General features: G+C 70.6%; 20 protein-coding genes, 1 tRNA gene and 1 pseudogene. 8 read left to right on the plus strand and 14 right to left on the minus strand.

The features are described from left to right. Positions 1-1,533, minus strand: coding sequence for an adenylate/guanylate cyclase domain-containing protein (locus tag BN39_RS08230; protein ID WP_051158858.1), 1,533 nt, complete (start codon positions 1,531-1,533; stop codon positions 1-3). Positions 1,534-1,586: 53 nt separating this feature from the next. Between BN39_RS08230 and BN39_RS08235 the strand changes: the two genes are divergently transcribed. Continuing rightward, a complete protein-coding gene (locus BN39_RS08235) occupies positions 1,587-2,807 on the plus strand; it encodes a DNA polymerase III subunit delta' (protein WP_040766050.1) in 1,221 nt (406 codons plus the stop codon). 3 nt (positions 2,808-2,810) lie between these two features. On the opposite strand, the gene BN39_RS08240 is transcribed toward BN39_RS08235, so the two are convergent. The 6 genes from BN39_RS08240 to BN39_RS08265 all read right to left on the minus strand — a co-directional run bounded on the left by BN39_RS08240 (position 2,811) and on the right by BN39_RS08265 (position 9,270). Further along, positions 2,811-4,454 (minus strand): serine/threonine-protein kinase, encoded by a 1,644-nt coding sequence (locus BN39_RS08240; protein ID WP_081585963.1) that lies wholly within the window; start codon positions 4,452-4,454, stop codon positions 2,811-2,813. Positions 4,455-4,539: 85 nt separating this feature from the next. After that, positions 4,540-5,085: a dihydrofolate reductase family protein gene (locus BN39_RS08245; protein ID WP_019201909.1), complete on the minus strand. Its 546-nt coding sequence runs from the start codon at positions 5,083-5,085 to the stop codon at positions 4,540-4,542. A 125-nt stretch (positions 5,086-5,210) separates the two neighbouring features. Continuing rightward, positions 5,211-6,701 carry an NAD(P)/FAD-dependent oxidoreductase gene (locus BN39_RS08250; protein WP_019201910.1) on the minus strand — a complete coding sequence of 497 codons (1,491 nt, stop codon included), beginning with the start codon at positions 6,699-6,701 and terminating at the stop codon, positions 5,211-5,213. A gap of 118 nt (positions 6,702-6,819) precedes the next feature. Further along, a complete protein-coding gene (locus tag BN39_RS08255; protein ID WP_040767022.1) occupies positions 6,820-8,040 on the minus strand; it encodes a CdaR family transcriptional regulator in 1,221 nt (406 codons plus the stop codon). A 35-nt stretch (positions 8,041-8,075) separates the two neighbouring features. Next, the gene (locus BN39_RS08260; protein WP_019201912.1) at positions 8,076-8,531 is read right to left on the minus strand and encodes an SRPBCC domain-containing protein; all 456 of its coding nucleotides are present in this window, start codon (positions 8,529-8,531) and stop codon (positions 8,076-8,078) included. 55 nt (positions 8,532-8,586) lie between these two features. Then, positions 8,587-9,270 (minus strand): type 1 glutamine amidotransferase domain-containing protein, encoded by a 684-nt coding sequence (locus BN39_RS08265; protein ID WP_019201913.1) that lies wholly within the window; start codon positions 9,268-9,270, stop codon positions 8,587-8,589. Positions 9,271-9,444: 174 nt separating this feature from the next. Between BN39_RS08265 and BN39_RS08270 the strand changes: the two genes are divergently transcribed. The 4 genes and pseudogenes from BN39_RS08270 to BN39_RS08285 all read left to right on the plus strand — a co-directional run bounded on the left by BN39_RS08270 (position 9,445) and on the right by BN39_RS08285 (position 13,060). Further along, positions 9,445-10,023, plus strand: coding sequence for a TetR/AcrR family transcriptional regulator (locus BN39_RS08270; protein WP_019201914.1), 579 nt, complete (start codon positions 9,445-9,447; stop codon positions 10,021-10,023). Between the two features lie 122 nt (positions 10,024-10,145). Further along, a pseudogene (locus tag BN39_RS08275) lies at positions 10,146-11,053 on the plus strand (acetoacetate decarboxylase family protein). A 46-nt stretch (positions 11,054-11,099) separates the two neighbouring features. Then, the gene (locus BN39_RS08280) at positions 11,100-12,071 is read left to right on the plus strand and encodes an NAD(P)H-quinone oxidoreductase (RefSeq protein WP_019201916.1); all 972 of its coding nucleotides are present in this window, start codon (positions 11,100-11,102) and stop codon (positions 12,069-12,071) included. 35 nt (positions 12,072-12,106) lie between these two features. Then, positions 12,107-13,060: an alpha/beta hydrolase gene (locus BN39_RS08285; RefSeq protein ID WP_019201917.1), complete on the plus strand. Its 954-nt coding sequence runs from the start codon at positions 12,107-12,109 to the stop codon at positions 13,058-13,060. A gap of 50 nt (positions 13,061-13,110) precedes the next feature. On the opposite strand, the gene BN39_RS08290 is transcribed toward BN39_RS08285, so the two are convergent. Further along, a complete protein-coding gene (locus BN39_RS08290; RefSeq protein ID WP_019201918.1) occupies positions 13,111-14,490 on the minus strand; it encodes a serine/threonine-protein kinase in 1,380 nt (459 codons plus the stop codon). A gap of 191 nt (positions 14,491-14,681) precedes the next feature. Between BN39_RS08290 and BN39_RS08295 the strand changes: the two genes are divergently transcribed. Next, the gene (locus tag BN39_RS08295) at positions 14,682-15,038 is read left to right on the plus strand and encodes a hypothetical protein (RefSeq protein ID WP_019201919.1); all 357 of its coding nucleotides are present in this window, start codon (positions 14,682-14,684) and stop codon (positions 15,036-15,038) included. A 635-nt stretch (positions 15,039-15,673) separates the two neighbouring features. On the opposite strand, the gene BN39_RS08300 is transcribed toward BN39_RS08295, so the two are convergent. The 6 genes from BN39_RS08300 to BN39_RS08325 all read right to left on the minus strand — a co-directional run bounded on the left by BN39_RS08300 (position 15,674) and on the right by BN39_RS08325 (position 18,927). Then, positions 15,674-15,746: transfer RNA gene (locus tag BN39_RS08300), tRNA-Thr, on the minus strand. Between the two features lie 87 nt (positions 15,747-15,833). After that, entirely contained in the window at positions 15,834-16,343 is a 510-nt protein-coding gene (locus BN39_RS08305) for a DinB family protein (RefSeq protein ID WP_019201920.1), read from the minus strand. Further along, complete coding sequence (locus BN39_RS08310) at positions 16,340-16,612, minus strand: hypothetical protein (protein WP_051158860.1); 273 nt, start codon at positions 16,610-16,612, stop codon at positions 16,340-16,342. Before BN39_RS08310 ends, BN39_RS08305 begins: the two co-directional genes overlap by 4 nt. 49 nt (positions 16,613-16,661) lie before the next feature. Continuing rightward, positions 16,662-17,657 (minus strand): ABC transporter substrate-binding protein, encoded by a 996-nt coding sequence (locus BN39_RS08315; protein WP_019201922.1) that lies wholly within the window; start codon positions 17,655-17,657, stop codon positions 16,662-16,664. A 107-nt stretch (positions 17,658-17,764) separates the two neighbouring features. Next, positions 17,765-18,007, minus strand: a complete 243-nt coding sequence (locus BN39_RS08320; RefSeq protein ID WP_019201923.1) for a hypothetical protein — start codon at positions 18,005-18,007, stop codon at positions 17,765-17,767. After that, complete coding sequence (locus BN39_RS08325) at positions 18,007-18,927, minus strand: SPFH domain-containing protein (protein ID WP_019201924.1); 921 nt, start codon at positions 18,925-18,927, stop codon at positions 18,007-18,009. The genes BN39_RS08320 and BN39_RS08325 overlap by 1 nt, the downstream gene beginning before the upstream one ends. Before the next feature lie 281 nt (positions 18,928-19,208). Between BN39_RS08325 and BN39_RS08330 the strand changes: the two genes are divergently transcribed. Next, positions 19,209-19,679, plus strand: a complete 471-nt coding sequence (locus BN39_RS08330; RefSeq protein ID WP_019201926.1) for an SgcJ/EcaC family oxidoreductase — start codon at positions 19,209-19,211, stop codon at positions 19,677-19,679. Positions 19,680-19,812: 133 nt separating this feature from the next. Beyond that, on the plus strand, positions 19,813-20,562 hold the full coding sequence (locus BN39_RS08335) for a hypothetical protein (protein WP_019201927.1): 750 nt from the start codon (positions 19,813-19,815) through the stop codon (positions 20,560-20,562). The last annotated feature ends 13 nt before the right edge of the window (positions 20,563-20,575 follow it).

Here is a 20,575-nt window from a genome sequence, read left to right on the forward strand (position 1 = left end):
TCAGTCCACGTCGAGCGGGCGGGCCAGCTGGGTGAGCTGGCCGCGCCCGCGCAACTCGATGGCCTCTCCGAGGCTCCACAGCGCCTGCTCCGCCTCCGTGGAGGCCTCCACGGCCCGACCGGCGGCCAGCAGGCTCGACGGTTCCGATTTGGCGATCTCGGTGATCCGCGCGGCCTCGTTCACCGGGTCGCCGATCACGGTGTACTCGAACCGGGCCTTCGCGCCGATGTGCCCGGCCACCACCTGGCCGGCGGAGACGCCGATGCCGAAGCCGGTGCCGCCGAGCACGTCGCGCAGCTGGAACCGCATCTCGCGTGCCGCGGCGAGGGCCGCACCCGCCGCGTCGGGGTGCGGCAGGGGCGCGCCGAAGATGGCCAGCGCAGCGTCGCCCTGGAACTTGTTGACGAAGCCGCCGTGCAGGTCCACCAGGTCCACGACCACCTTGAAGAAGTCGTTGAGCAGGTCCACCACCGCCGCGGGCTCCTCGGTGACGGCGAGGCGGGTGGACCCGACCAGGTCCACGAACAGCACGCCCACCTCGCGGATCTCGCCGCCCAGGTGGGTGCCGTGCTCCAGGGCCTGGCGCGCCACGTCCTGCCCCACGTAGCGGCCGAACATGTCGCGCATCCGCTGCCGCTCGGCCAGGTCGTGCACCATGTCGTTGAACCCGGCCTGCAGCAGGCCCAGCTCGCTGGAGTCGTAGATCTTCACCGACGCCCGGAAGTCCCCGTCGCGCACCTTGCGCTGCGCCTGGAACAGGTCGCGGATGGGGTCGCCGATGGACTTCGCGGCACGCACGGTGCCCAGCAGGCCGGCCGCCAGCGCCACCAGCGACAGCAGCAACACCGGGTCGATCGCGGTGTCGGCGTCCTCGTCGACCAGGCCGAGGTTCTGCGAGAACACCACCATGAGGATGCCCAGGATGGGCGTCGCGGTGCCCAGCACCCAACTCAGCAGGATGCGGCTGGTGACGGACAGCCCCGCGGTGCCCTGCGGTTCCTGCGCCAGCGCCGCGACGGTGATCGGGCGGAGCACGCGCTCGGTCTGCATGTAGCTCAGGGCGCAGGTCGTGGTGGCGCCGAGGAACACCGTCATCGCGATCACCACGGGCGTTCCGCGCGGCGCGTCGATGTTGATGAGCACGAAGATCGCGCCGCCGATGAGCCACAGCACGGCCTGCAGCATCGCCATCCGGCCGGGCAGGGTCAGGGCACGACGGGAGATGTCCGGATCGTTCGGTGCGCTGCGCCTGTGCCAGCGCAGCACGGGCAGCACCATGCGCAGCCCCACGAAAGCGCCGCCGATCGTCGAGACCAGCAGGTACACCACGAAGACCATGAGGTTGAGGACGCTGATCCCCTGCAACTGCACCGACTGGTTGACGGGCAGCGCGAACCGCAGGAAACCGAACACGAACACCGCTCCGAGGATGTTCGAGCGCAGGATGTCGAGCGCGAAGATCGGCCACGGTGTCTTGGCCAGCCAGCGCGCCAGCCGCAACCCGCGACTGAGTCTGCTGTCTGGTGTGGCCACGGGTCCAACTTAGCGTGCGCTTCGTCTCGAACGGGAGGGCTAGGCTGGGTGGCGTGAGTGGGGTGTTCGAACGGCTGGTGGGCCAGGAGGCCGTGGTGACGGGGCTGCGGGCCGCCGCCGCGGCCGCACGCGTGGTGGTCGAGAGTTCCGGCACGGTGGCCGATCTCGCCGGTTCGGCGATGACCCATGCCTGGCTGTTCACCGGCCCTCCCGGATCGGGCCGTTCCGTGGCGGCGCGTGCCCTCGCGGCGGCGCTGCAGTGCGACGACCCGACGGTGCCGGGCTGCGGTCAATGCCGCGCCTGCACGACGGTGCTGGCCGGGACCCATGCCGACGTGCGGTCCATCGCCCCCGACGGGCTGTCGATCGCGGTCAAGCAGATGCGTGAGGTGGTCGCCGACGCATCCCGCCGGCCGTCCGTCGGGAACTGGCAGATCGTGCTCATCGAGGACGCGGACAGGCTCACCGAACAGGCGGGCAACGCGCTGCTGAAGATGGTGGAGGAACCGCCCGCGCAGACCATCGTCCTGCTGTGCGCGCCCACGGTCGATCCCGAGGACATCTCGGTCACCCTGAAGTCCCGGTGCCGGCATGTGCCGTTGGTCACTCCGTCGGCACCGGCCATCGCCGCAGTGCTCGAACGGGACGGCATCGAACCCGAGCGGGCGCAGTGGGCGGCGGGCGTCGCCGGCGGCCACGTCGGGCGGGCGAAGCGCCTCGCGACCGATCCCGAGGCGCAGAAACAGCGCCGGCAGGCGCTGGGGCTGGCCCGGGCGGCCACCTCCGAGGGCGTCTACGGCGTCGTGGAGCAGCTGCTGCGGGACGCCGAGGCCGTGGCCAAGGAGATCAACGCCGATCTCAACGAGCGCGAGACCGAGGAGCTCAAGACGGCCCTCGGCGCGGGCGGCTCGGGCCGCGGCACCGCGGGCGTGATGCGGGGCTCCGCCGGCCAGCTCAAGGACCTCGAGCGCCGGCAGAAGGCGCGCGGCACGCGCACCGTCCGCGATTCCCTCGACCGGGCGCTCATCGACCTGGCCGCACTGTTCCGCGACGCGCTGGTGCAGGGGACGGGCGCGGAGGTCACGCTCATGCATCCCGACGAGGCGGAGCAGACGCGCAGGCTGGCCGGATACGCGCGGCCCGAGGGGCTGCTGCGGTGCGTGGAGTCGGTGCTGGACTGTCGCGAGGCCATCGACCTCAACGTCAAGCCCGTGGTGGCGCTCGACGCGATGGCCGCCGGTGTGTCCACGGCGCTGCGGGACTACCGCCGGTAGCCGTCAGTCGCCGCGCAGCTGCACCTGCTCGATGGTGGTCTGCCACTTCCCGTTGTTCGCCTGGGTCAGGCCCGTGATCCAGATCAGCACGTAGCGGGTCTTGGGCGCGTCGCTCGCGGCGAAATCGGTGGTGCCGCTGCTCAGCGTCCCGTCCCACACCTTCGTGGTGTCGTCCAGCGAGCTGATCGACGATGAGGACGCGGTGCGCACCTCGACCGTCGAGCCGGAGCTGGGCGAGGTGATCGTGCCGGACTTCACGACGGCCTCCCGGTCGAGGGTGATGACGAAGCCCGTGCCCTTCTTGAGGCCGCCGAACTGGGGCCCGGAGAAGTACTGGTCCGTGCGCCACGCGGGCTGGTCGCCGGTGAGGACGTTGGCCAGGTTCTTGGAGGCCTCCTGATCGCCCTGGAAGGTGATCTGGCGGACGGATTGCGCCGTGAGCGCCCCGCCCGACGAGTCGCTCCCGGCCCCCGTGGGGTTCATGAGGAAGAACGCGCCGGCCACCAGGCCGATCACCAGGACGATGGCGCCGAGCGCCATCGGCAGTGCTCTGCTCCGCCGCCGCGGCTGCGGGGCCGGTTGCCCGCCGCCCGACGCCGCCAGCGCCCCTCGCGCAGCGGCGACCTGCGGCTCGGGACTCGGGTACGGCGAGGTGTACGGGCCCGTGTACGACGCGTTCGGCGGCTCGGCGCGGGTGGCCGGCCCGGCCTGCGTGTAGGGGGCCGTGTGCGGCCCGGTGAAGCCGGGCGCGGGGTGTGGGGCGGTCCCGGGCGGGGGCACAGCCGGTGCCTCGCCGCGCAGCCCGGCCACGAAGTCGGCGCACGAGGCGTACCGGTCCTCGGGCCGCTTGGCCAGGGCGGTGCGGAACACGGCGTCGAGGTGCGGCGGCAGGTGCGGGGCACGCGACGTGATCCGCGGCACCGGCTGGTTCAGGTGCGCGGCGATGACCGCGGCGGGGGAGTCCCCCGGGTACGGCGGCGCGCCGGTGAGCAGCTCGAAGACGGTGCAGCCGAGCGAGTAGAGGTCCGCCCGGTTATCGAGGAGCTTGTTGTCGAAGGCCTCCGGGGACATGTACGACATGGTCCCGATGGTCACCCCGGTCGACGTGACGCCGGCCGCTTCGCTCGCGGCCTTGGCGATGCCGAAATCCGCGAGCTTGACCTGCGGCGAACCGTCGGTGTCGAAGGAGACGAGGATGTTGGCGGGCTTGACGTCGCGGTGCGTGATGGCGGCCTGGCGGTACGCGTAGTCCAGGGCCGCGCCGGCACCGTCGGCGATCTCGATCGCGAGCCCGAGGGGCATCGGTCCCCGGTCGGAGAGCATCCGCGCGGTGTCCGGGCCGGCGACGTACTCCATCGAGATCCACAGCCGTCCCTCGAACTCGCCGCGGTCGTACAGGTGGATGATGTTGCGGTGGTTGAGCTGCGCCAGCACGTAGGCCTCGCGCTCGAATCGCGCCTTGTACTGCTCGTTGCTGCTGACGGACGTGTGCAGCAGCTTGAGCGCGTCCTGCCTGGGCAGCCGCGGATGCTGGACGAGGAACACCTCGCCCATGCCTCCACCACCGAGTCGACGGACCACCCGGTAGCCCGCGATCTGCTGCTCGTTCATCCACTCCCTCACGCCGCGGCCGACCGTCGGACGCATCCGTACTACGGTAGCGGCACGCGCGCCTGAAAGGGATTCCCGCAGGTCAGCGGGTGCCCGACGGGGCGAGCGCGAGGAACGAGGATCAGTCCCCGGCGCGCCCGTACGCGAGATGCACGACGCCGTTGGCGTACGCCTGCGACTCCTGCAGCGCGAGGGTGAGCCCGTCGTCGCCGAACAGGCGCTCCCCGCGGCCGAGGATCACGGGGTAGACGAACAGGTGCAGCGAGTCGAGCAGGCCGTCCCGCAGCAGGGCGCGCACCAGCCGGCCGCTGCCGCTGACGTACACGTCGCCGGCGGCCGAGGCCTTGAGCCCGGCGATCGCGGCGGGGTCGTAGCCGCCGAGGGGCCGGGTGTTGTTCCACTCCTCGACGAGCGGGTTCGCGCCCACCACGTGCTTCGGCGTCTCGTTGAAGAACGGCGCGCCCGGGTCGTCGTCCGGGGTGCGGTCGCGCCACGCGGGCGCGAACATCTCGTAGGTGTTGCGGCCCAACAGGATGTCGCTGGCGGCTCCGGTGATCGCGCCGAGCGTCTCGCCCATCGCGGGGTCGAAGCCGAACGGGACGGTGAAGCCGGGGTCGTCGAAGAACCCGTCGAGCGTGACGAATTCGTGTGCGTGGATGCTGCCCATGATCTCCCTGACGTGGAAACGGCCGACGCCCTGGGTTTCTCGGCGTCCGCAGCGACGCTACCGCGCGGCTGCGCGGCGGTCGCTGCGAACGGGAACCCCGGGCGCCGGCCGGCCTCAGGTGCTGGTCAGACCCCGGCGGGTGCGATGCGCTTGCTGGAGGAGAGACGCAGTCCGGACTCCTCGCCCAGCGACAGCTCGTTGTTCAGCCGCTTGGCGTCCTCGAAGTAGCTCATCGACATGCGCCAGTCGTCGGCCTCGCCCTGCCGGGGCAGCTCGTGCAGCGCGCGCTGCACGTACCCGGCCTCGAAGTCGAGGGCCGGACGGGTCGGCATCTCGGGGTCGGCGACGGCCACGGCCACGTCCTGGCCGTTCTCGTCCATGGAGCGGATCAGGGTGGTGACGTAGCGGAACAGCATGCCCACCTTGAGGGTCCACGACGAGTTGGTGTAGCCGATCGCGATCGCGACGTTGGGCACGCCGGAGAGCATCGCGCCGCGGTGGATCACCGACTGGGTCACGTCCACGGGCCGTCCGTCGACGGACAGCTGCACGCCGCCGAACAGCTTGAGCTTGAGGCCGGTCGCGGTGACGATGATGTCGGCGTCCAGGTGTTCGCCGCTCTCCAGCTCGATGCCGGTCTCGGTGAAGGTGGCGATCCGGTCGGTCGCGACCGACGCCTTGCCGTGCCGGATCGCGGTGAACAGGTCGCCGTTGGGCACGGCGCACAGGCGCTGATCCCAGGGGTTGTACGGCGGGTTGAAGTGCACGTCCACCGGGTAGCCCTTGGGCAGCCGCTTGGCGTTCTCGCTGCGGATGATCTTGCGCGCCAGGTCGGGGAACCGCTGGGCGAACACGTACACGCCGCGCTGCTGCCAGATGAACCGCTTGCGGGACAGGTCGTGGCCGATCTTGTGGCCGAACGCGCGATGGAACAGGTTGGTCAGCGGGTCCTGCTTGGGCACCGGCATGATGTACGTGGGAGTGCGCTGCAGCATGGTGATGTGCTCGGTCTCGTCGGCCATCGACGGGACGAGGGTCACGGCGGTCGCGCCCGAACCGATGACGACCACCTTCTTGCCGGCGTAGTCCAGGTCCTCGGGCCAGAACTGCGGGTGCACGATCTGCCCCTGGAAGCGGTCGCGGCCGGTGAACTCGGGGGTGAAGCCCTGCTCGTAGTCGTAGTAGCCGCTGCCGAAGAACACCCAGTTCGCCGTGATCGCGAACTGCTCGCCGGCGTGCTCCACCTGCACGGTCCATCGGGCGTCCTCGCTGGACCAGTCGGCGGAGAGCACCTTGTGGTCGTAGCGGATCTTGTCGCCCAGGTCGTTCTCCTCGATGGTCTCGCGCAGGTAGTCGAGGATCTTGTGGGCGTCGGCGATCGAATCCTTGGCCTCCCAGGGCTTGAATTCGTAGCCGAAGGTGTGCAGGTCGGAGTCCGAGCGGATGCCGGGGTACTTGAACAGGTCCCAGGTGCCGCCGAACGTCGCGCGGCCCTCGAGGATCGCGAAGGACTTGGCGGGCAGCTCGGTGCGGATGTAATGGCCGGCGCCGATGCCGGAGATGCCGGCGCCGATCACCAGGATGTCGAGGTGCTCGGTCGGGATGGTGCTCGTCATACGTGTCTCTCCTGGTCCGGGGGCTCAGTGATAGAACCGATGCTTAACTCTCTCGCCTCGGAGGCGGGTCGGGCCAGCGCAGAGTGCACCCGGATCAGGTGAAGGGTGGTGCAGAACGTCACGCGTCGCCGAGCCAGCGCAGCACGTCGAGGGCGACGGCCACGCCGGTCGGATTCTCCGCGAGCGGGCGGGGGAGCAGTTCGTCCGCCCTGGTCAGGCGGCGGATCACGGTGTTGCGGTGGGTGTACAGGCGTTCCGCCGTGCGGGAGGTGTTGAACTGCTCGGCCACGTAGGTGGCGACGGTGTCCCGCGTGTCCTGATCGGCGCTCAACAGGTCGCCCAGGGTGTCGCGGACGAACTCGTCGGCCTTAGTGGTGTCGCCGGTGACCAGCGAGATCAGCGCGATGTCGTCGTAGCGGGCCACGCGCCGCGGCGATCCGAGGCGGGTCAGTAGGCGCTGCGCGGTACCGGCGTCGAGGTGGCTGCGCCGGAACCCGTCGAGATCCTGGCCCGGCCGGCCGAGCGCGACTCGCACGTCGGGGTGGTCGGACAGGTCGCGGGCCAGTTCGGCCGCGGGCGGCGCGACGGTGCCGGGCAGCCAGATCCACAGGGCCGAGGCGCTGGCGACGACGGTGAGCGGTCGCGGGCTGTCGGCGTGCCGGGCGAGGGCGCGGGCGGCGGCGTCGAGGTCGCCGGCGTCGCCGGTGGTCCACACGACGGCCGCGGTGTGCGGGCCGGTGAGCCGGTAGCCGAGGCGTTGTTCCGCGGTGTCCCGCGACAGGGGTGCGCCCTCGAGGAGGAGTGACACGGTCTCCAAGCGGTCGGCGTTGGTGCCGGTGGTCAGCTGGTTCCGCTCGCCGGCCATCCGGATCGCCAGGGCGTTGATCGTGTCGCTGATGTAGGTGGACATGGATTCCCATGTGACGGAGAGCAGCTCGCGCAACTCGTCGGGATCGTCGGTGAGGCCGAAGCACACCTCCATCCACAGCCGCCAGGCCACGTTGACGCCGGTGCGATAGGAGTCGATGCCGTGCAGGTCGAGGCCCCGGCGCACCAGGTCGCGGGAGACGGCGAGGGCTTCGGCGTCGGTGTTGGGCGGTACTCGGGTGCCGGGCGCGCGCAGGTTGTGCGTGGCCCAGAGCAGCAGCGCGGCGGTGTTGGACTTCCGTACCAGTTCGGCCAGGGTGGGGTCGGCGGCGATGACGGAGGTGATCGCACCGGTGAGCGTCGCGGCGTGGATCTCTGCGACCCATTCCTCGGGCGGGTTGCTCGCGATCTCCGCGCCGCGCCGGATCAGCTCCTTCACCCGCTCCGAGGGTTCGGGCCAGGTCTGCTGCATCGTCGCTCCGATCTGTCGGCGTCGATTGTCGCGCATCACCGGTCTTCGACTGCGGCCGCCAGGTTCGCCAGCGAGGAGGCCAGCCCCTCCGCGTGGTCCTCGGGCGAGATGCCCGGCGGCACGCCCGTCGCGCGGACGGTCACCTCGGTTCCGCCGTCGACGGGGAGGAAGGTCCAGGTCATCGTCATCGTTCCGGCGTAGGCGGGGTCGTCCGACGGGAAGTCCACGAGCCACACGGCGCGGTCGCCGAGTTCCGGGATCCGCACCTCGGAGACGTCCTCGTCGGGCCCGTGCTTGCCGGGCGCGCCGTGCGGCCCGTCGTAGACGAGCCGGAGCCGGAATCCGCCGCCGGGCCTCAGGTCGTGCCGGTCCAGCACGCCCGTCATGCCCGACGGTGGCAGCCACCGGGCAAGCAGGTCGGCGTCGGCGAACGCGCGCCGGACCTGGGCCGGCGCGGCCGTCACTGTGCGGGTGGCCGTGTCCTCGCGCATGGTGCCAGGGTACGAGGGCGACGGTGCCGCCCGCGGCGGTTCGGTCCCGGTGCGGTCAGAGCAGCGCGGCCACCTTCTGCGCGGTCTCCTTGGCGGACCCGGGATTCTGTCCGGTCACCAGGTTCCCGTCCACAACGGCGTACGAGACGAACGGCAGCTTCGCCTTCTCGTAGACGGCGCCGCGCTCCTTGCAGCGTTCCTCGGCGTTGTACGGCACCAGCTTGTCGACGCGCGCGAGAACTTCTTCCTGCCAGGCGAATCCGGTCATCCTCCGCCCGGCGATCAGGTACGAGCCGTCGGACAGTGTCGTGTTCAACAGGCCGCAGTAGCCATGGCAGACGGAGGAGACGATGGCGCCGCGCTCGAACATCTCGCGTGTGATCCGCTGCAGCCCTTCGCTGTCCGGGAAGTCGTACATGACTGCGTGGCCGCCGGTGAAGTAGATCGCGTCGAAATCGGCCGAGTCCACCTGGTCCGGGCGGGCGGTGTTCTCCAGGAGCGCCATCCGTTCGGGGTCGGCGCGCCATGCTTTGGCGGTCTTGTCGTAGTTGGGGAACTTCAGCGCCCGCTGCTCGAGCGGTACGGCGCCGCCCGCGGGGCTCACCAGGACCTGCTCGAAACCCGCCTGCTCGAAGACGTGCCAGGCGTGGGTGAGCTCGGACAACCACAGGCCGGTCTTGTGCGACGGGTCGTCGTAGTGGCCGACGTTGGTCACCACCGTGAGTACGCGCTTTGTCATGAGTGCCTCCTGTGCGATACCGGTGTTCGTGACCGAAAGGGATCCGTACCAGCGGGTTCGGGTGTCGGCCGCCCCGGACGATTGATGTGTGCACCGCTTACATTAGAGCCGTCCGACGGGTCCGTCAACCATGGGGTTTCCGCGATCGCGGAGCGGGCGTTGTAGATTCGCACTATGCAATCGCGTCCCGCCTATCACCACGGCGACCTCCCCGCCGCGTTGGTCCGCGCCGCGATCGAGCAACTCGACGAGGACGGCTCGGACGCGGACCTGTCGTTGCGGGCGGTGGCCCGCAGGGCCGGCGTTTCGACGGGCGCACCGTACCGGCACTTCGCCGATCGCAACGCCCTGCTCTCCGCGGTCGCGGCGGTCGGTTACCGTGAGCTCGCGGCGACTCTTCAAGCGGCGCACCCGGATCCGGCGACGCCATCGGATATCGCGGACATCGCCGTGGCGTACGTGCGGTTCGCACTCGACCGGCCCGGGATCTTCCGGGTGATGTTCGGCGGCGTCTGCGACACCGAGGACGCGGACCGCGTCGCGGCGGTCGAGGCGATCACCGCGTACCTCCTCGGGATCGTCGAGAGGGGGATCCCCTCCGATTCGCCGAAGGCTGTCGCGACCGGTGCGTGGGCCATGGTGCACGGCCTCGCGTTCCTGTTCATCGACGGCAAGCTCGACTCCTCCTCGGCGGAGGTCGTCGATTCCACGGTGCGCTCCACCGTCGAGGCCACCCTCCGCGTTCGCGGCTGACCTCTCGCCTCTACCCCGCGCACCATGGCCCTCCCAGGTCGTGACGGGTGTTGACACTGCTTACATCGAGTCGTACGCTGATGTGAGCAACGCATACATCAGGCGATGGCGAGGAGTCCGGAATGACGTACACAGCAGGAGGCACCGTCGAGGTGGAGCTGGGAGGGAAGACGGTCGCGGTCCCGCAGGGCGGCCTGTTCGACCGCTACCGGATGGAACCCCGCTCGACGAGGTCGCCGCGGACCCCCGAGTGCCGGGCGTGGACTTCTTCCGCTCGCTCCCCAAGACCCGGGTGCAGTCGCCGATCGGGCCGACGTTCACCCCGAACTTCTACTACGCGATGTCCTCGGCGAGGCTGACGATGATCGCCCCGAGCCGGGCGCTCCGCGGGCGCCTCCCCGAGCAACTCGCGCCACTGGAGATCGCGCCCGGCCTGGGCGTCGTCTCCCTCATGCTGTTCCGGTACGACGTGTGCGACATCGACTTCTACACCGAGGCCGCCGTGGGCGTCGCCGTCCGGCCAGCACGGCACGGCGGCCCGGGCGTCGCCGACCTCGCATCCGCGCTCGGTGACGACCATATCCACGCCTACGTCCTCGCGCTGCCGGTCAACACGGAGATCGCCCAGGTGCGCGGTCACGACGGATACGGATTCCCCAAGTGGGTCACCGACCTCGACGTCTCGGTGGGCGAGGAGCGTACGACCGCCCGGATCGCCAACGGCGACGGCGGCGTCGATGTCGGGTTCTCCGCCGCAACTCCGAAGCAGAAGCGTTTCCCCTCCGGCGAGCGCGTCTCCACTCTCACCTCCTACACCCGCCGCGACGGTGCGTGGCATTCCACCCTCAACCAGACGAACGTCCTCGCCGGCGGGTCCTCGCTACTGCCCCGGGGATTCGATCTCACCCTCGGTGAGGGCCGGATGGCCGATGACCTTCGCTCGCTGAAACCGCTGCGCGCCATCCGGTTCGACGCCACCACCTCGGCGCAGGCCGCACTGCACATGCCGGCCCCGTTCTCGGTCCGCTGACCCCGTTCCACAGAAAGGCTCCGATATGACGAGCATCCCGGAAACCATGCGCGCCATCGTCGTCGACGGCGAGAAGAACCTCGTCCTCGACGACGTGGCCACGCCCGTCCCCGCCGCGGGGGAGGTGCTCGTCCGCATCGCCGCCGCGGGCATCAACCGCGCCGACCTCATGCAGCGCCAGGGCCTCTACCCGCCGCCGCCCGGCATCACCGACATCATGGGCATGGAGGTCTCGGGCACGATCGCCGCGCTCGGCCCGGGCGTCGACGGCGTCGCGGTCGGGCAGGAGGTGTGCGCCCTCATCGCCGGCGGCGGATACGCGCAGTACGCCGTCGTTCCGGCGGCGCAACTGCTTCCGGTGCCCGCCGGTGTCCCGCTCATCGATGCGGCCGCGCTGCCCGAGGTGGCGAGCACGGTGTGGTCGACCGTCGTCATGGACGCCGGTCTGCGGGCCGGCGAGCTGTTCCTGGTGCACGGCGGCGGCAGCGGGATCGGCACGCACGCCATCCAGGTGGCGAAGGCGCTGGGTGCCCGCGTCGCGGTCACCGTCGGCTCGGCGGGCAAGGGTGAGCGCGCACGCGAGCTGGGCGCCGACATCGTGATCAACTACCGCGAGCAGGATTTCGCTGCGGAGCTCGCCGGGCAGGTCGATGTCATCCTCGACATCATGGGCGGCAGTTACCTCGCGCGCAACGTCGACGCCCTGGGCATCGGCGGCCGCCTCGTGGTCATCGGCATGCAGGGCGGATTCACCGGAGAGGTGAACGTGGGCGCATTGATCGGCAAGCGGGCCAGGGTGATCGGGCTCAACGTGCGGAACCGGCCCCTCACCGGGCCGGGCTCGAAGGCCGAGATCGTCGCGGCCGTCGCCGCCGACGAGTGGCCCCTGGTGGGACGAGGCCTCATCGCGCCGGTCATCTCCACCGCCCTCCCGCTGGCGGACGCCGAGAAGGGACAGGACCTGCTCGAATCGAAGGACTCCGTCGGCAAGGTGCTCCTGCTGCCCGGCGATGTGTGACCCGCTGAGTGACCCAACCACAGAAGGAGAGCGACATGACCGAGATCAATCCCGTTCTGGAGCCCGAGGCGGCCGAGTTCGCGCGGGCCACAGATGCTCCACCGTTCCTCTATCAGCTCCCGCCCGAGGAGGGGCGGAGGACCGTCGACGAGGTGCAGTCGGGGGACGTCGACAAGCCCGACGTCGACGAGGAGTGGATCACCGTCGAGGGCGGCCCCACCGGCTCGGTCCGGGCCCGCATCGTCAAGCCCGCCGGGGCCACCGGCGTGCTCCCGGTCCTGTTCTTCATCCACGGCGCCGGGTGGGTCTTCGGGAACGCGCACACGCACGACCGGCTCGTTCGTGAGCTCGCCGTGGGCGCCGGCGCCGCCGCGGTGTTCCCGGAGTACGACCTGTCGCCGGAGGCGAAGTACCCAACGGCGATCGAGCAGAACTACGCCGCGGCGCAGTGGGTGTTCGCGCACGGCGCGGAGAAGGGGCTCGACGCGTCGCGGTTCGCCGTGGCAGGGGACTCGGTGGGCGGCAACATGAGCGCCGTCCTGACGCTCATGGCCAAGGACCGCGGGGACGTGAAGATCGCGCAGCAGGTGCTGCTCTACCCGGTGACGGACGGCGCGTTCGACACCCCGTCGTACCACCGGTTCGCGGAGCACTACTTCCTGGCCCGCGAGGGCATGCAGTGGTTCTGGGATCAGTACACCACCGACGAGGCGCAGCGCGCGGAGATCTACGCGTCACCCCTTCGGGCGTCGCTCGAGCAGCTCGCGGGCCTCCCGCCCGCGCTGATCATCACCGCCGAGGCCGACGTCCTCCGCGATGAGGGCGAGGCCTACGCCGCGAAACTGCGCGAGGCAGGCGTCCCCGTGACGCACATCCGCGTCGGCGGGGTCATCCACGATTTCATGATGCTCAACGCGCTCCGCTCCACCCGCGGAGCCGATCTCGCGATCCGCGTGGCCCAGCAGACGCTCCGGGACGCACTGCACTGATCGCGCTGCACTGATCCGGTGGGCGGCCGTCGCCCGCGCCGGCGTGGGGTCTAGACCTGCTCGTCGGCGCCGGCGGCGGTCGTCGTTGTCGGGACGGGTTCCGTCGTGGTCGGCGTCGACGTCTCGGTGGGCTCCGTGGTGGTCGTCGTCGGCGTCGTGGGCTCGGTGGTCGGCGTCGTCGTGGAGCTGGGCGGTGTGCTCGGGCTGGTCGTCGTCGGCGACGGTGACGTCGAGGTCGCCCCGGGAGGCGGGGTGGTGGGCGCGGGAACCTGCACGTGCCGGCCGACCACCCGGTCGGGGACAGGCGCACCCGTCGTGGGCGCGATCGCCTGCCCGCTCGGGGCCGCCCCTGCGTTCGCGGTCGGGCCGGAAGCCGGTGTGTCCGTGCCGGAATCCCCAGCGCCGGGGAACAGGACGGTCGCGGCGGTGACGAGCGCCGCGATCACGGCGGTCGCGGCAGCGGTGTAGACGACCGCGGTGCGACGGTGCGCCTTCGTGTTCCGCGAGGGCGCGGTCGTGGCAACGGGGCGGTCGCTGGACGGCCGCAGTGCCGTGGTCACCGTGTGCAGGGGCTGCGTGCTCCCCGTCGCCGCGGGCCGCAGTCCGTTCGCGGTGGCGGTCGCCGCCTCGGCGAGCGCGCCGCCGTCGGAGTAGCGGGCGTGCGGCGACTTCTCCATGGCGTTATCGATGAGCTCGCGGACGTGCGCCGGAACGGCCGCGGGGAGCGGGTCCGGGGTGTCGCGGATGTGGCTCGCGCAGATGGCGATCGGCGACTCCGAGCGGAACGGCGGCCGGCCGGCGAGGCACTCGTAGCCGACGACGCCGAGCGAGTACACGTCCGAGGCGGCGGTGGCGTCCTCGCCGGAGGCCTGCTCGGGGGAGATGTACTGGGCGGTGCCCATGACCATGCCGGTCTTGGTGACCGGGGCGGCGTCGACGGCCTTGGCGATGCCGAAGTCGGTGATCTTCACCTGGCCGGTGGGGGTGATCATGATGTTGCCGGGTTTCACGTCGCGGTGCACCAGTCCGGCGCTGTGGGCGACGTGCAGTGCGCGACCGGCCTGCGCGATGAGGTCCAGGGTCTGCGCCTGGCTGAGGCGGCCGTGCCGGTGCAGCACGCTGTGCAGGGTCTGGCCGTCGACGAGTTCCATGACCAGGTAGGCGAGGGGAGCCTCGGTGGCCTGGTCCGCGGTCTCGCCGTAGTCGTAGACGCCGGCGATGCCGGGGTGGTTGAGGGCCGCGGTGGTGCGGGCCTCGGTGCGGAACCGGGCCAGGAAGTCCTGGTCACCGGAGAGCTCGGCCTTGAGCACCTTGATGGCCACGCGCCGGTCGAGACGCGTGTCCATGGCCTCCCACACCTGACCCATGCCGCCGGTCGCGATGAGCCGGAGGAGCTCGTACCGTTCGGCGATGGCTGTTCCTACCTGCACAGTCGTGTTCTCCCTCCGCTGTCTCGCGTCATAGTCGTGGTGGGGGCATACGCCGCCTCACGGGAGAAATCGGTCGGTCCGCCGCGCGCGTTACCCCGTCGCGCTGTGGGAAGGAACACCATGCGCGCGGGCGCGGGTTCGTGTACTTCCGCTTGATGCGGGCTCCGTCGCGGGACGCCTACGCTTGCGGCATGACTGATGGTGCCGACGGCTTCTTCGCCGCGCTCGACGAGCTGGCCCGGACGTCCGAGGTCATCGTCGACCGCCGGGCCGGCACGGCCCACCCGCGTTTCCCGCGCGCCGTCTACCCCCTCGATTACGGCCACCTCGTCGGCACGACGAGCGGTGACGGCCAGGGCATCGACGTGTTCATCGGCACCGCGACGGGGAGCGGCGTCGTCGCGGTCCTGCTGACCGCGGATGCGACGAAGCGCGACGCGGAGATCAAGGTGCTGCTCGATTGCACCGAGGACGAGCTGGAACGCGCCCGAGCGTTCCTGTGCGACGTGCTCGGTATCGGCGGCCACCTCGTCCCGCGCCGGAGGTGACGGCGAGGACCACGCGGACCGCTGCGACGGCCGCGCTCACGCGCCTGAAGACGGAAAAGGCGGGGCGTCCGCCCCGCCTGACCTGGAAGTGTGGGAGCCGCCTGGGTGTCTGGGTTCACGACATGTGTCTCAGGTGATAGTCACCGATGAGTCGGGACATCTGTCCCATCCCGACCGAGTAGGCGAGAGTCAACGTGCATGTCCCGTGCACGCGGCGTGAGCGGGACTCGAACCCGTACTCCCACACTGCCAGTCTGAATCCGGGGCTGCAGCGCTTGTCTGCGCGTGTGAATCTGTCCGGGTAAAGGCACACGTCGCCCGCGCCCATCCCCCGGCCCGGACCGCGCAGCGGATCCCCGCGAAAATGCACTGCAGAGGGCGCCCGCGGCCACTATGGCCGCGAGCCCGCTCCTCGGCGAAGATTCGCGAGGAGGGGCAGGCCGCGAGCACCGCGCGCCGCCGATCCGGCACCGGGATGGCCCCGGAACCGTCCGCCGCGATCACCGCGTACACGATCCGCCCGACAAGACCTACTGGCGCAACACGCAGAAAGCCCCCGGCCGATGGCCGGGGGCTTCCCGAAAGTGACATCTGTCGCGACTCATGTGTGACACATGACGCGACTCATCACACGGAGCCGCCTGGGGGAATCGAACCCCCGACCTTTTCATTACGAGTGAAGCGCTCTACCGACTGAGCTAAGGCGGCGTGGCCCCACACGGGTGCAGGACCGAGGACCAAGTGTACTGATCGCCCGACGATGGTCCAAATGCACCGCTCACGTGCGCGGGAGAGTCACGACCTGCGGGCGAGGAGCTGCTCGCGGAGGATGTCCGCGTGCCCCAGGTGCTGCGCGTGCTCGCGCAGGAGGTGCAGGTACACCCAGCGCAGCGGCATGGGGCCGAAGCGGTGGTGCGGGAGTACGGTGTCGAGGTCCATCGCGGATGTCACCCGGCGCGAGGCCTCGCAGGCGGCACGGTATTCCGCGAGAACCGAGCCGACGGTGTCCTCGGGTTCCAGTACGAACGTGTCGTCCACGGTGGCGCCGATCCCGAGCTCCCCGCGCGTCCTGCCGGTGACGGCACCGTCGAACCAGATCCGCTCGACGGAGGTCGCGTGCTTGACCAGCCCGAGCAGGGTGGTGCGGGACGGCACGATCGACGCGCGCGCCTCCTCCTCGGTGAGGCCGTCGAGCACGGCTCCGAGGCGGTCCCTGTGCTCGTCGACGAAGGTCTCGAACTGCTCGGGGAGCGGCGCGCCAAGCACGTCCGCCCCGAGGCTCGGCTGGTTCGCCGGCAGGCTCATCGCGGGAGCCTCCGCTCCGTGCCCCACCCGGCCCAGGGCGGCGTGCGGAGGACGGCGAGGCAGCCGAGTGTGGCGGCGACGAACCCGGTGGCCACGCCGATCAGCGCGATCCGGTCGGCGTCGACGGCGGGCACCCACTGCGCGGAATCGGCGCGGATCACGAACACGCCCACGGGCGTGCTGCGGGACCCGTGCACCCGGGCGGCGGCGATCACCGTCGAACCGTCTTGTGTCACATGTGGTTCCGCGTAGACCAGCTCGCGTGGCATCACAGCTCCTCCGGCAGGGGGTGGTCCCGTGATGCCACGCTACCGCCGGTTACGACGTGGGGCCGATCCAATCCGGAATCACGGGGCCGGGCACGTCGAAGCCCTTCGCGATGTCGGAGAGGATGCGGTACGCGCCCTGTACGCTCACCGAGCTCATCCACTCGGCGTCGTTGACCTCGACGGCCTTGGGCGCCAACGGCTGCCACAGCGGGTTCTGCAGGAAGGCGCCGCGCGACGGTCCGCCCTTCTCGCCGTTGGTGGTCACGAAGATCTTCGTGCCGTCGGCCATCGGGATCTGCTCGGGATTGATCTCCACGGTGAACTGGTCCACGTCCTGCGGAGCGGGCCGCGCGAGCCCGGCGTCCTGAAGGACGATGCCGGAGAACGACTTCTTCGCGTACAGGCGCGTCGGCCCCTCCACGAAGCGCACCACGGAGATCGTGGTGTCCGGCCCGGCCTTCGCCTTGACGGCGTCGCCCACCTTCTTGGCCTGCGCCTCGTACTCCGCGATCCGCTGATCGGCGAGCGACTCCTTACCGAGTGCGCGGGACAGCAGCCGGATGTTGTCCTTCCACGTGGGGCCCGTGGTCTCGCTGAACACGGTCGGCGCGATGCTGCTCAGCTGCGGGTAGATCTTGTCGTGGCGCACCTTCGCGCTCACCACCAGGTCGGGCTTGATGCCGGCCAGCTTCTCCAGCGACGGGGAGGCGAGCTTGCCCACGGGCTGCGCCTCGGCGCCGTACGCGGTGCCGGACTTGCCGAGGTATCCCGGCAGCTTGTCGCCGAGCTGGTTGTACTCGGTGAACGCCACGACCTTGGTGTCCAGCATGAGCGTCGCGTCGACGAACGAGGCGTCGAGTGCGGCCACGCGCTGCGGCTGGGCGGGGATCGTCGTGCTCCCGAGCGCATGCTCGACGGTCCGCGGGAATCCGGCACCGCCGGCGGCGCTGCTGGACGTGGTGGTCGACGGTTCGCCGGAGCCGCAGGCCGTGAGGAGGCCGACGGCGATCGCGGCCGTGGCCACGCGCGTCAGGGTGAGCTTCATGGGTGAGGGGGTTCCTTCCAGTCGCGGAGATCCTTCGCGGAAATCGCGAGTGGGAAGGTTACGCTGGCCTTACCTCGTACGGCAACAATCGTTCGCCGAGCTCACGCTCACCCCTCGCGCGACGGGCGGCCCGGGCCGCGCATCGGCCGCGCCTTGGCGGGCATCCGCCCGGCATCGTCGAGCGCGCGCCGCAGCAGGTGCTCGATCTGCGCGTTCACGCTGCGCAGATCGTCCGCGGCCCACTTGGCGAGGGCCTGGTACACGGCCGGATCGATCCGGAGCGGGACCGATTTACGGCCCCGCTCCGGCCCGCTGCGCTCCGGCCGGTCGGCGGTGGGCTGGGGATTCACTAGCTGTACAGGCTCCCCGTGTTGACCACCGGCGTGGTGCGGCTGTCGGAGCAGAGCACCACGAGGAGGTTCGAGACCATCGCCGCCCGGCGCTCGTCGTCCAGCTCCACCACCGCGTTCTCCTCGAGCCGGGTCAGCGCGTTCTCGACGAGGCCGACGGCGCCCTCGACGATCTTCTCGCGCGCCGCGAGCAGGGCCGACGCCTGCTGCCGCTGCAGCATGGCGCCCGCGATCTCGGCGGCGTAGGCCAGCGAGGAGATCCGTGCCTCGAGGATCTGCAGTCCGGCGAGCTCGACACGGGCTGCCACCTGCTCGGCGAGCTCCGCGGCCACCTGATCGGTGGACCCCCGCAGGCTGGTGGCGCCGGCCACGGCGTCGTCCGCGTCGTAGGGGTGGCTGGTGGTCACGTGGCGCAGGGCGGATTCGGCCTGGGACACGATGAACTCCTCGTAGTCCTCGACCGCGAACGTGGCGCGGGCCGTGTCGGCCACCTGCCACACGATGATCGAGGCGATGTTCACCGGGTTGCCCGTGGAGTCGTTGACCTTGAGCTCGGCCGTCTCGAAGTTGTGCACGCGCACGGACAGCCGGCGCCGGGTGGTGAGCGGCAGCACCAGGCCGAGGCCCTGCGCGCGCACGGTGCCCACGTACTTGCCGAACAACTGCACCACCAGCGTGTGGCCGGGGGCCACCACGACCACCATGCTGAGCAGCAGGGTGGCGGCGATCGCCAGGACCACCGTGCCGATGATCAGGGCGGGCGTCTCGGTCGAGATCGACAGGAACACCAGGCCCACCGCCGCGGCGGCCAGCACCACGATGCCGACGAACGCGGCCACCGCCGCGCCGGCGCCCCCGTGCCAGGCGGGGCGTTCGCTGATCGCGACCTGTGTGTCCTCCGGTTGAACGATGCCGGTCATCACTCCTCCTCCAGGTATTCTGATATCACTTAATTAAAAGTGATATCACTTTGCTGTTCGGGGCGTCAAGGTCGTGTCAGGACGGCGTCAAGCGGGGTTCTCTCCGAGCGGGCGCGCTCCTAGCGTGCGGATCATGACCTTCCTGTTCGTCCTCGTCGCCCTCCTCCTGGCGTTGCGCCTGGTCAACGAGCTCTACTACCGCAGGGGCGGTCGCCGGGTGATCCAATCGCGCTGAGTCCAGCCCTTGACCTCAACCGGGGTTGATACGCGAGCCTGGACGCATGGCTGACGACAGGTTCCACGACAGTCCGGAGATCCTCGGCGCCGGCGGCTCCGCCGATGCCACGGCGATCGAGGAGTTCGTGGTCGAGGTGCTCGAGGCGCAGCGGGCGGGCAGTGTCCCGCGGGTGCGGTCCCTCTTCCGCGACGACGCCGTGTGGACCACTGCGCACGGCCGCCGCCTGCACGGCCGCGCCGCGATCGACGCCTTCCTGGCCCGCACCGTCCGCGGGGCGATGGCGCGGGGCGCCGCCGACTACTCCGTCGAGCGCATCCTGTTCGTCCGCCCCGATGTCGCGGCGGTCAGCGTGCGGGTGCGGCCCCTCGGGCCCGACGGTGCGCCCCTGCCCGGGCTTCCCGAGTCGGCCCCGCTGTACGTTCTCTCCAAGGACGACGGGGCGTGGCGGATCGTGGCCGCGCAGTCGACGGCGGTCTTCGACGATCCCGCCGCGCAGCAGTTCCGCGCCGGGTAGCGTTCGGCCCGGTCCTCCGCGGTGAACATCCCCGCGCAAAAGTGGAACGTGTTACAGTTTTGCCCGACATACCGCGTCGGAGACATGTCCTGCCTGGGGTTTTCCGGTGTCCGCGCGGGGAAGGGGAACCGGCATGAGTGCAACGAAGTCGGGCGCGGACGGCGCGTCGGAGAAGGTCGGCGAGGCCGAGGAGTCCGCTGCGAAGGACGATTCGGCGCAGCCCGAGGAGCGGGCGGAGGCCACATCGGACGGCGCCACGAAGCCGGTGGCCGCAGCCGCGGCGGCGCCGAAGACGAAGCCCGCCGCGGAGAAGGCCGTGCCCAAGACCGAGGCGAAGGCCGCCGGCATCACGGTGTCCCCGCTGGCTCTCGGCCTCGCGGCGATCGTGGTGGTGCTCGCGGTGCTGGCCACGTCGTTCGGATTCCTCTGGCTGTCCGCCAAATCCGATGCCGACGACGCGCAGGCCCAGCTGGCGACGGCCACCGAGACGCAGGAGCAGGACAAGCGGGCGCAGGACGTCGCGACGAAGTACGCCGTCGGCGCTGCCACGGTCGACTACCAGAACCTGGGGCCGTGGCGCACGGCCCTCGCCGCGAACACCACGCCGCAGCTGGCGAACACGCTGCAGACGGCGTCCAACGATCTCGAGCAGCTCTACGTCCCGCTCCAGTGGCAGTCCACCGCCACGCCGCTGGGCAGCGTGGTCACGTCCAACAAGGACGGCGTCATCGTGGTCAACGTGTTCGTCAACGTCATCACCAAGAGCACGCAGCGGCCCCAGGGCATACCGTCGACCGCCACCTACTCGCTGACGATCGACAGCAACCAGAACTGGGTCATCACCGACGTGCGCGGGATCGACGCCGCGCTCGGCGGCAAGTAGGCGCACACGGGTC

Origin of the sequence: Tsukamurella sp. 1534, assembly GCF_000312385.1 — a bacterium.
Lineage (GTDB): Bacteria > Actinomycetota > Actinomycetes > Mycobacteriales > Mycobacteriaceae > Tsukamurella.

Excerpts from the sequence above, each read along its gene's own strand:
- BN39_RS08240 (WP_081585963.1), bottom strand. The coding sequence starts at position 4,454 with ATGCGTCCGACGGTCGGCCGCGGCGTGAGGGAGTGGATGAACGAGCAG.
- BN39_RS08245 (WP_019201909.1), bottom strand. The coding sequence starts at position 5,085 with ATGGGCAGCATCCACGCACACGAATTCGTCACGCTCGACGGGTTCTTC.
- BN39_RS08250 (WP_019201910.1), bottom strand. The coding sequence starts at position 6,701 with ATGACGAGCACCATCCCGACCGAGCACCTCGACATCCTGGTGATCGGC.
- BN39_RS08255 (WP_040767022.1), bottom strand. The coding sequence starts at position 8,040 with ATGCAGCAGACCTGGCCCGAACCCTCGGAGCGGGTGAAGGAGCTGATC.
- BN39_RS08260 (WP_019201912.1), bottom strand. The coding sequence starts at position 8,531 with ATGCGCGAGGACACGGCCACCCGCACAGTGACGGCCGCGCCGGCCCAG.
- BN39_RS08265 (WP_019201913.1), bottom strand. The coding sequence starts at position 9,270 with ATGACAAAGCGCGTACTCACGGTGGTGACCAACGTCGGCCACTACGAC.
- BN39_RS08270 (WP_019201914.1), top strand. The coding sequence starts at position 9,445 with ATGCAATCGCGTCCCGCCTATCACCACGGCGACCTCCCCGCCGCGTTG.
- BN39_RS08280 (WP_019201916.1), top strand. The coding sequence starts at position 11,100 with ATGCGCGCCATCGTCGTCGACGGCGAGAAGAACCTCGTCCTCGACGAC.
- BN39_RS08285 (WP_019201917.1), top strand. The coding sequence starts at position 12,107 with ATGACCGAGATCAATCCCGTTCTGGAGCCCGAGGCGGCCGAGTTCGCG.
- BN39_RS08295 (WP_019201919.1), top strand. The coding sequence starts at position 14,682 with ATGACTGATGGTGCCGACGGCTTCTTCGCCGCGCTCGACGAGCTGGCC.
- BN39_RS08305 (WP_019201920.1), bottom strand. The coding sequence starts at position 16,343 with ATGAGCCTGCCGGCGAACCAGCCGAGCCTCGGGGCGGACGTGCTTGGC.
- BN39_RS08310 (WP_051158860.1), bottom strand. The coding sequence starts at position 16,612 with ATGCCACGCGAGCTGGTCTACGCGGAACCACATGTGACACAAGACGGT.
- BN39_RS08315 (WP_019201922.1), bottom strand. The coding sequence starts at position 17,657 with ATGAAGCTCACCCTGACGCGCGTGGCCACGGCCGCGATCGCCGTCGGC.
- BN39_RS08325 (WP_019201924.1), bottom strand. The coding sequence starts at position 18,927 with ATGACCGGCATCGTTCAACCGGAGGACACACAGGTCGCGATCAGCGAA.
- BN39_RS08330 (WP_019201926.1), top strand. The coding sequence starts at position 19,209 with ATGGCTGACGACAGGTTCCACGACAGTCCGGAGATCCTCGGCGCCGGC.
- BN39_RS08335 (WP_019201927.1), top strand. The coding sequence starts at position 19,813 with ATGAGTGCAACGAAGTCGGGCGCGGACGGCGCGTCGGAGAAGGTCGGC.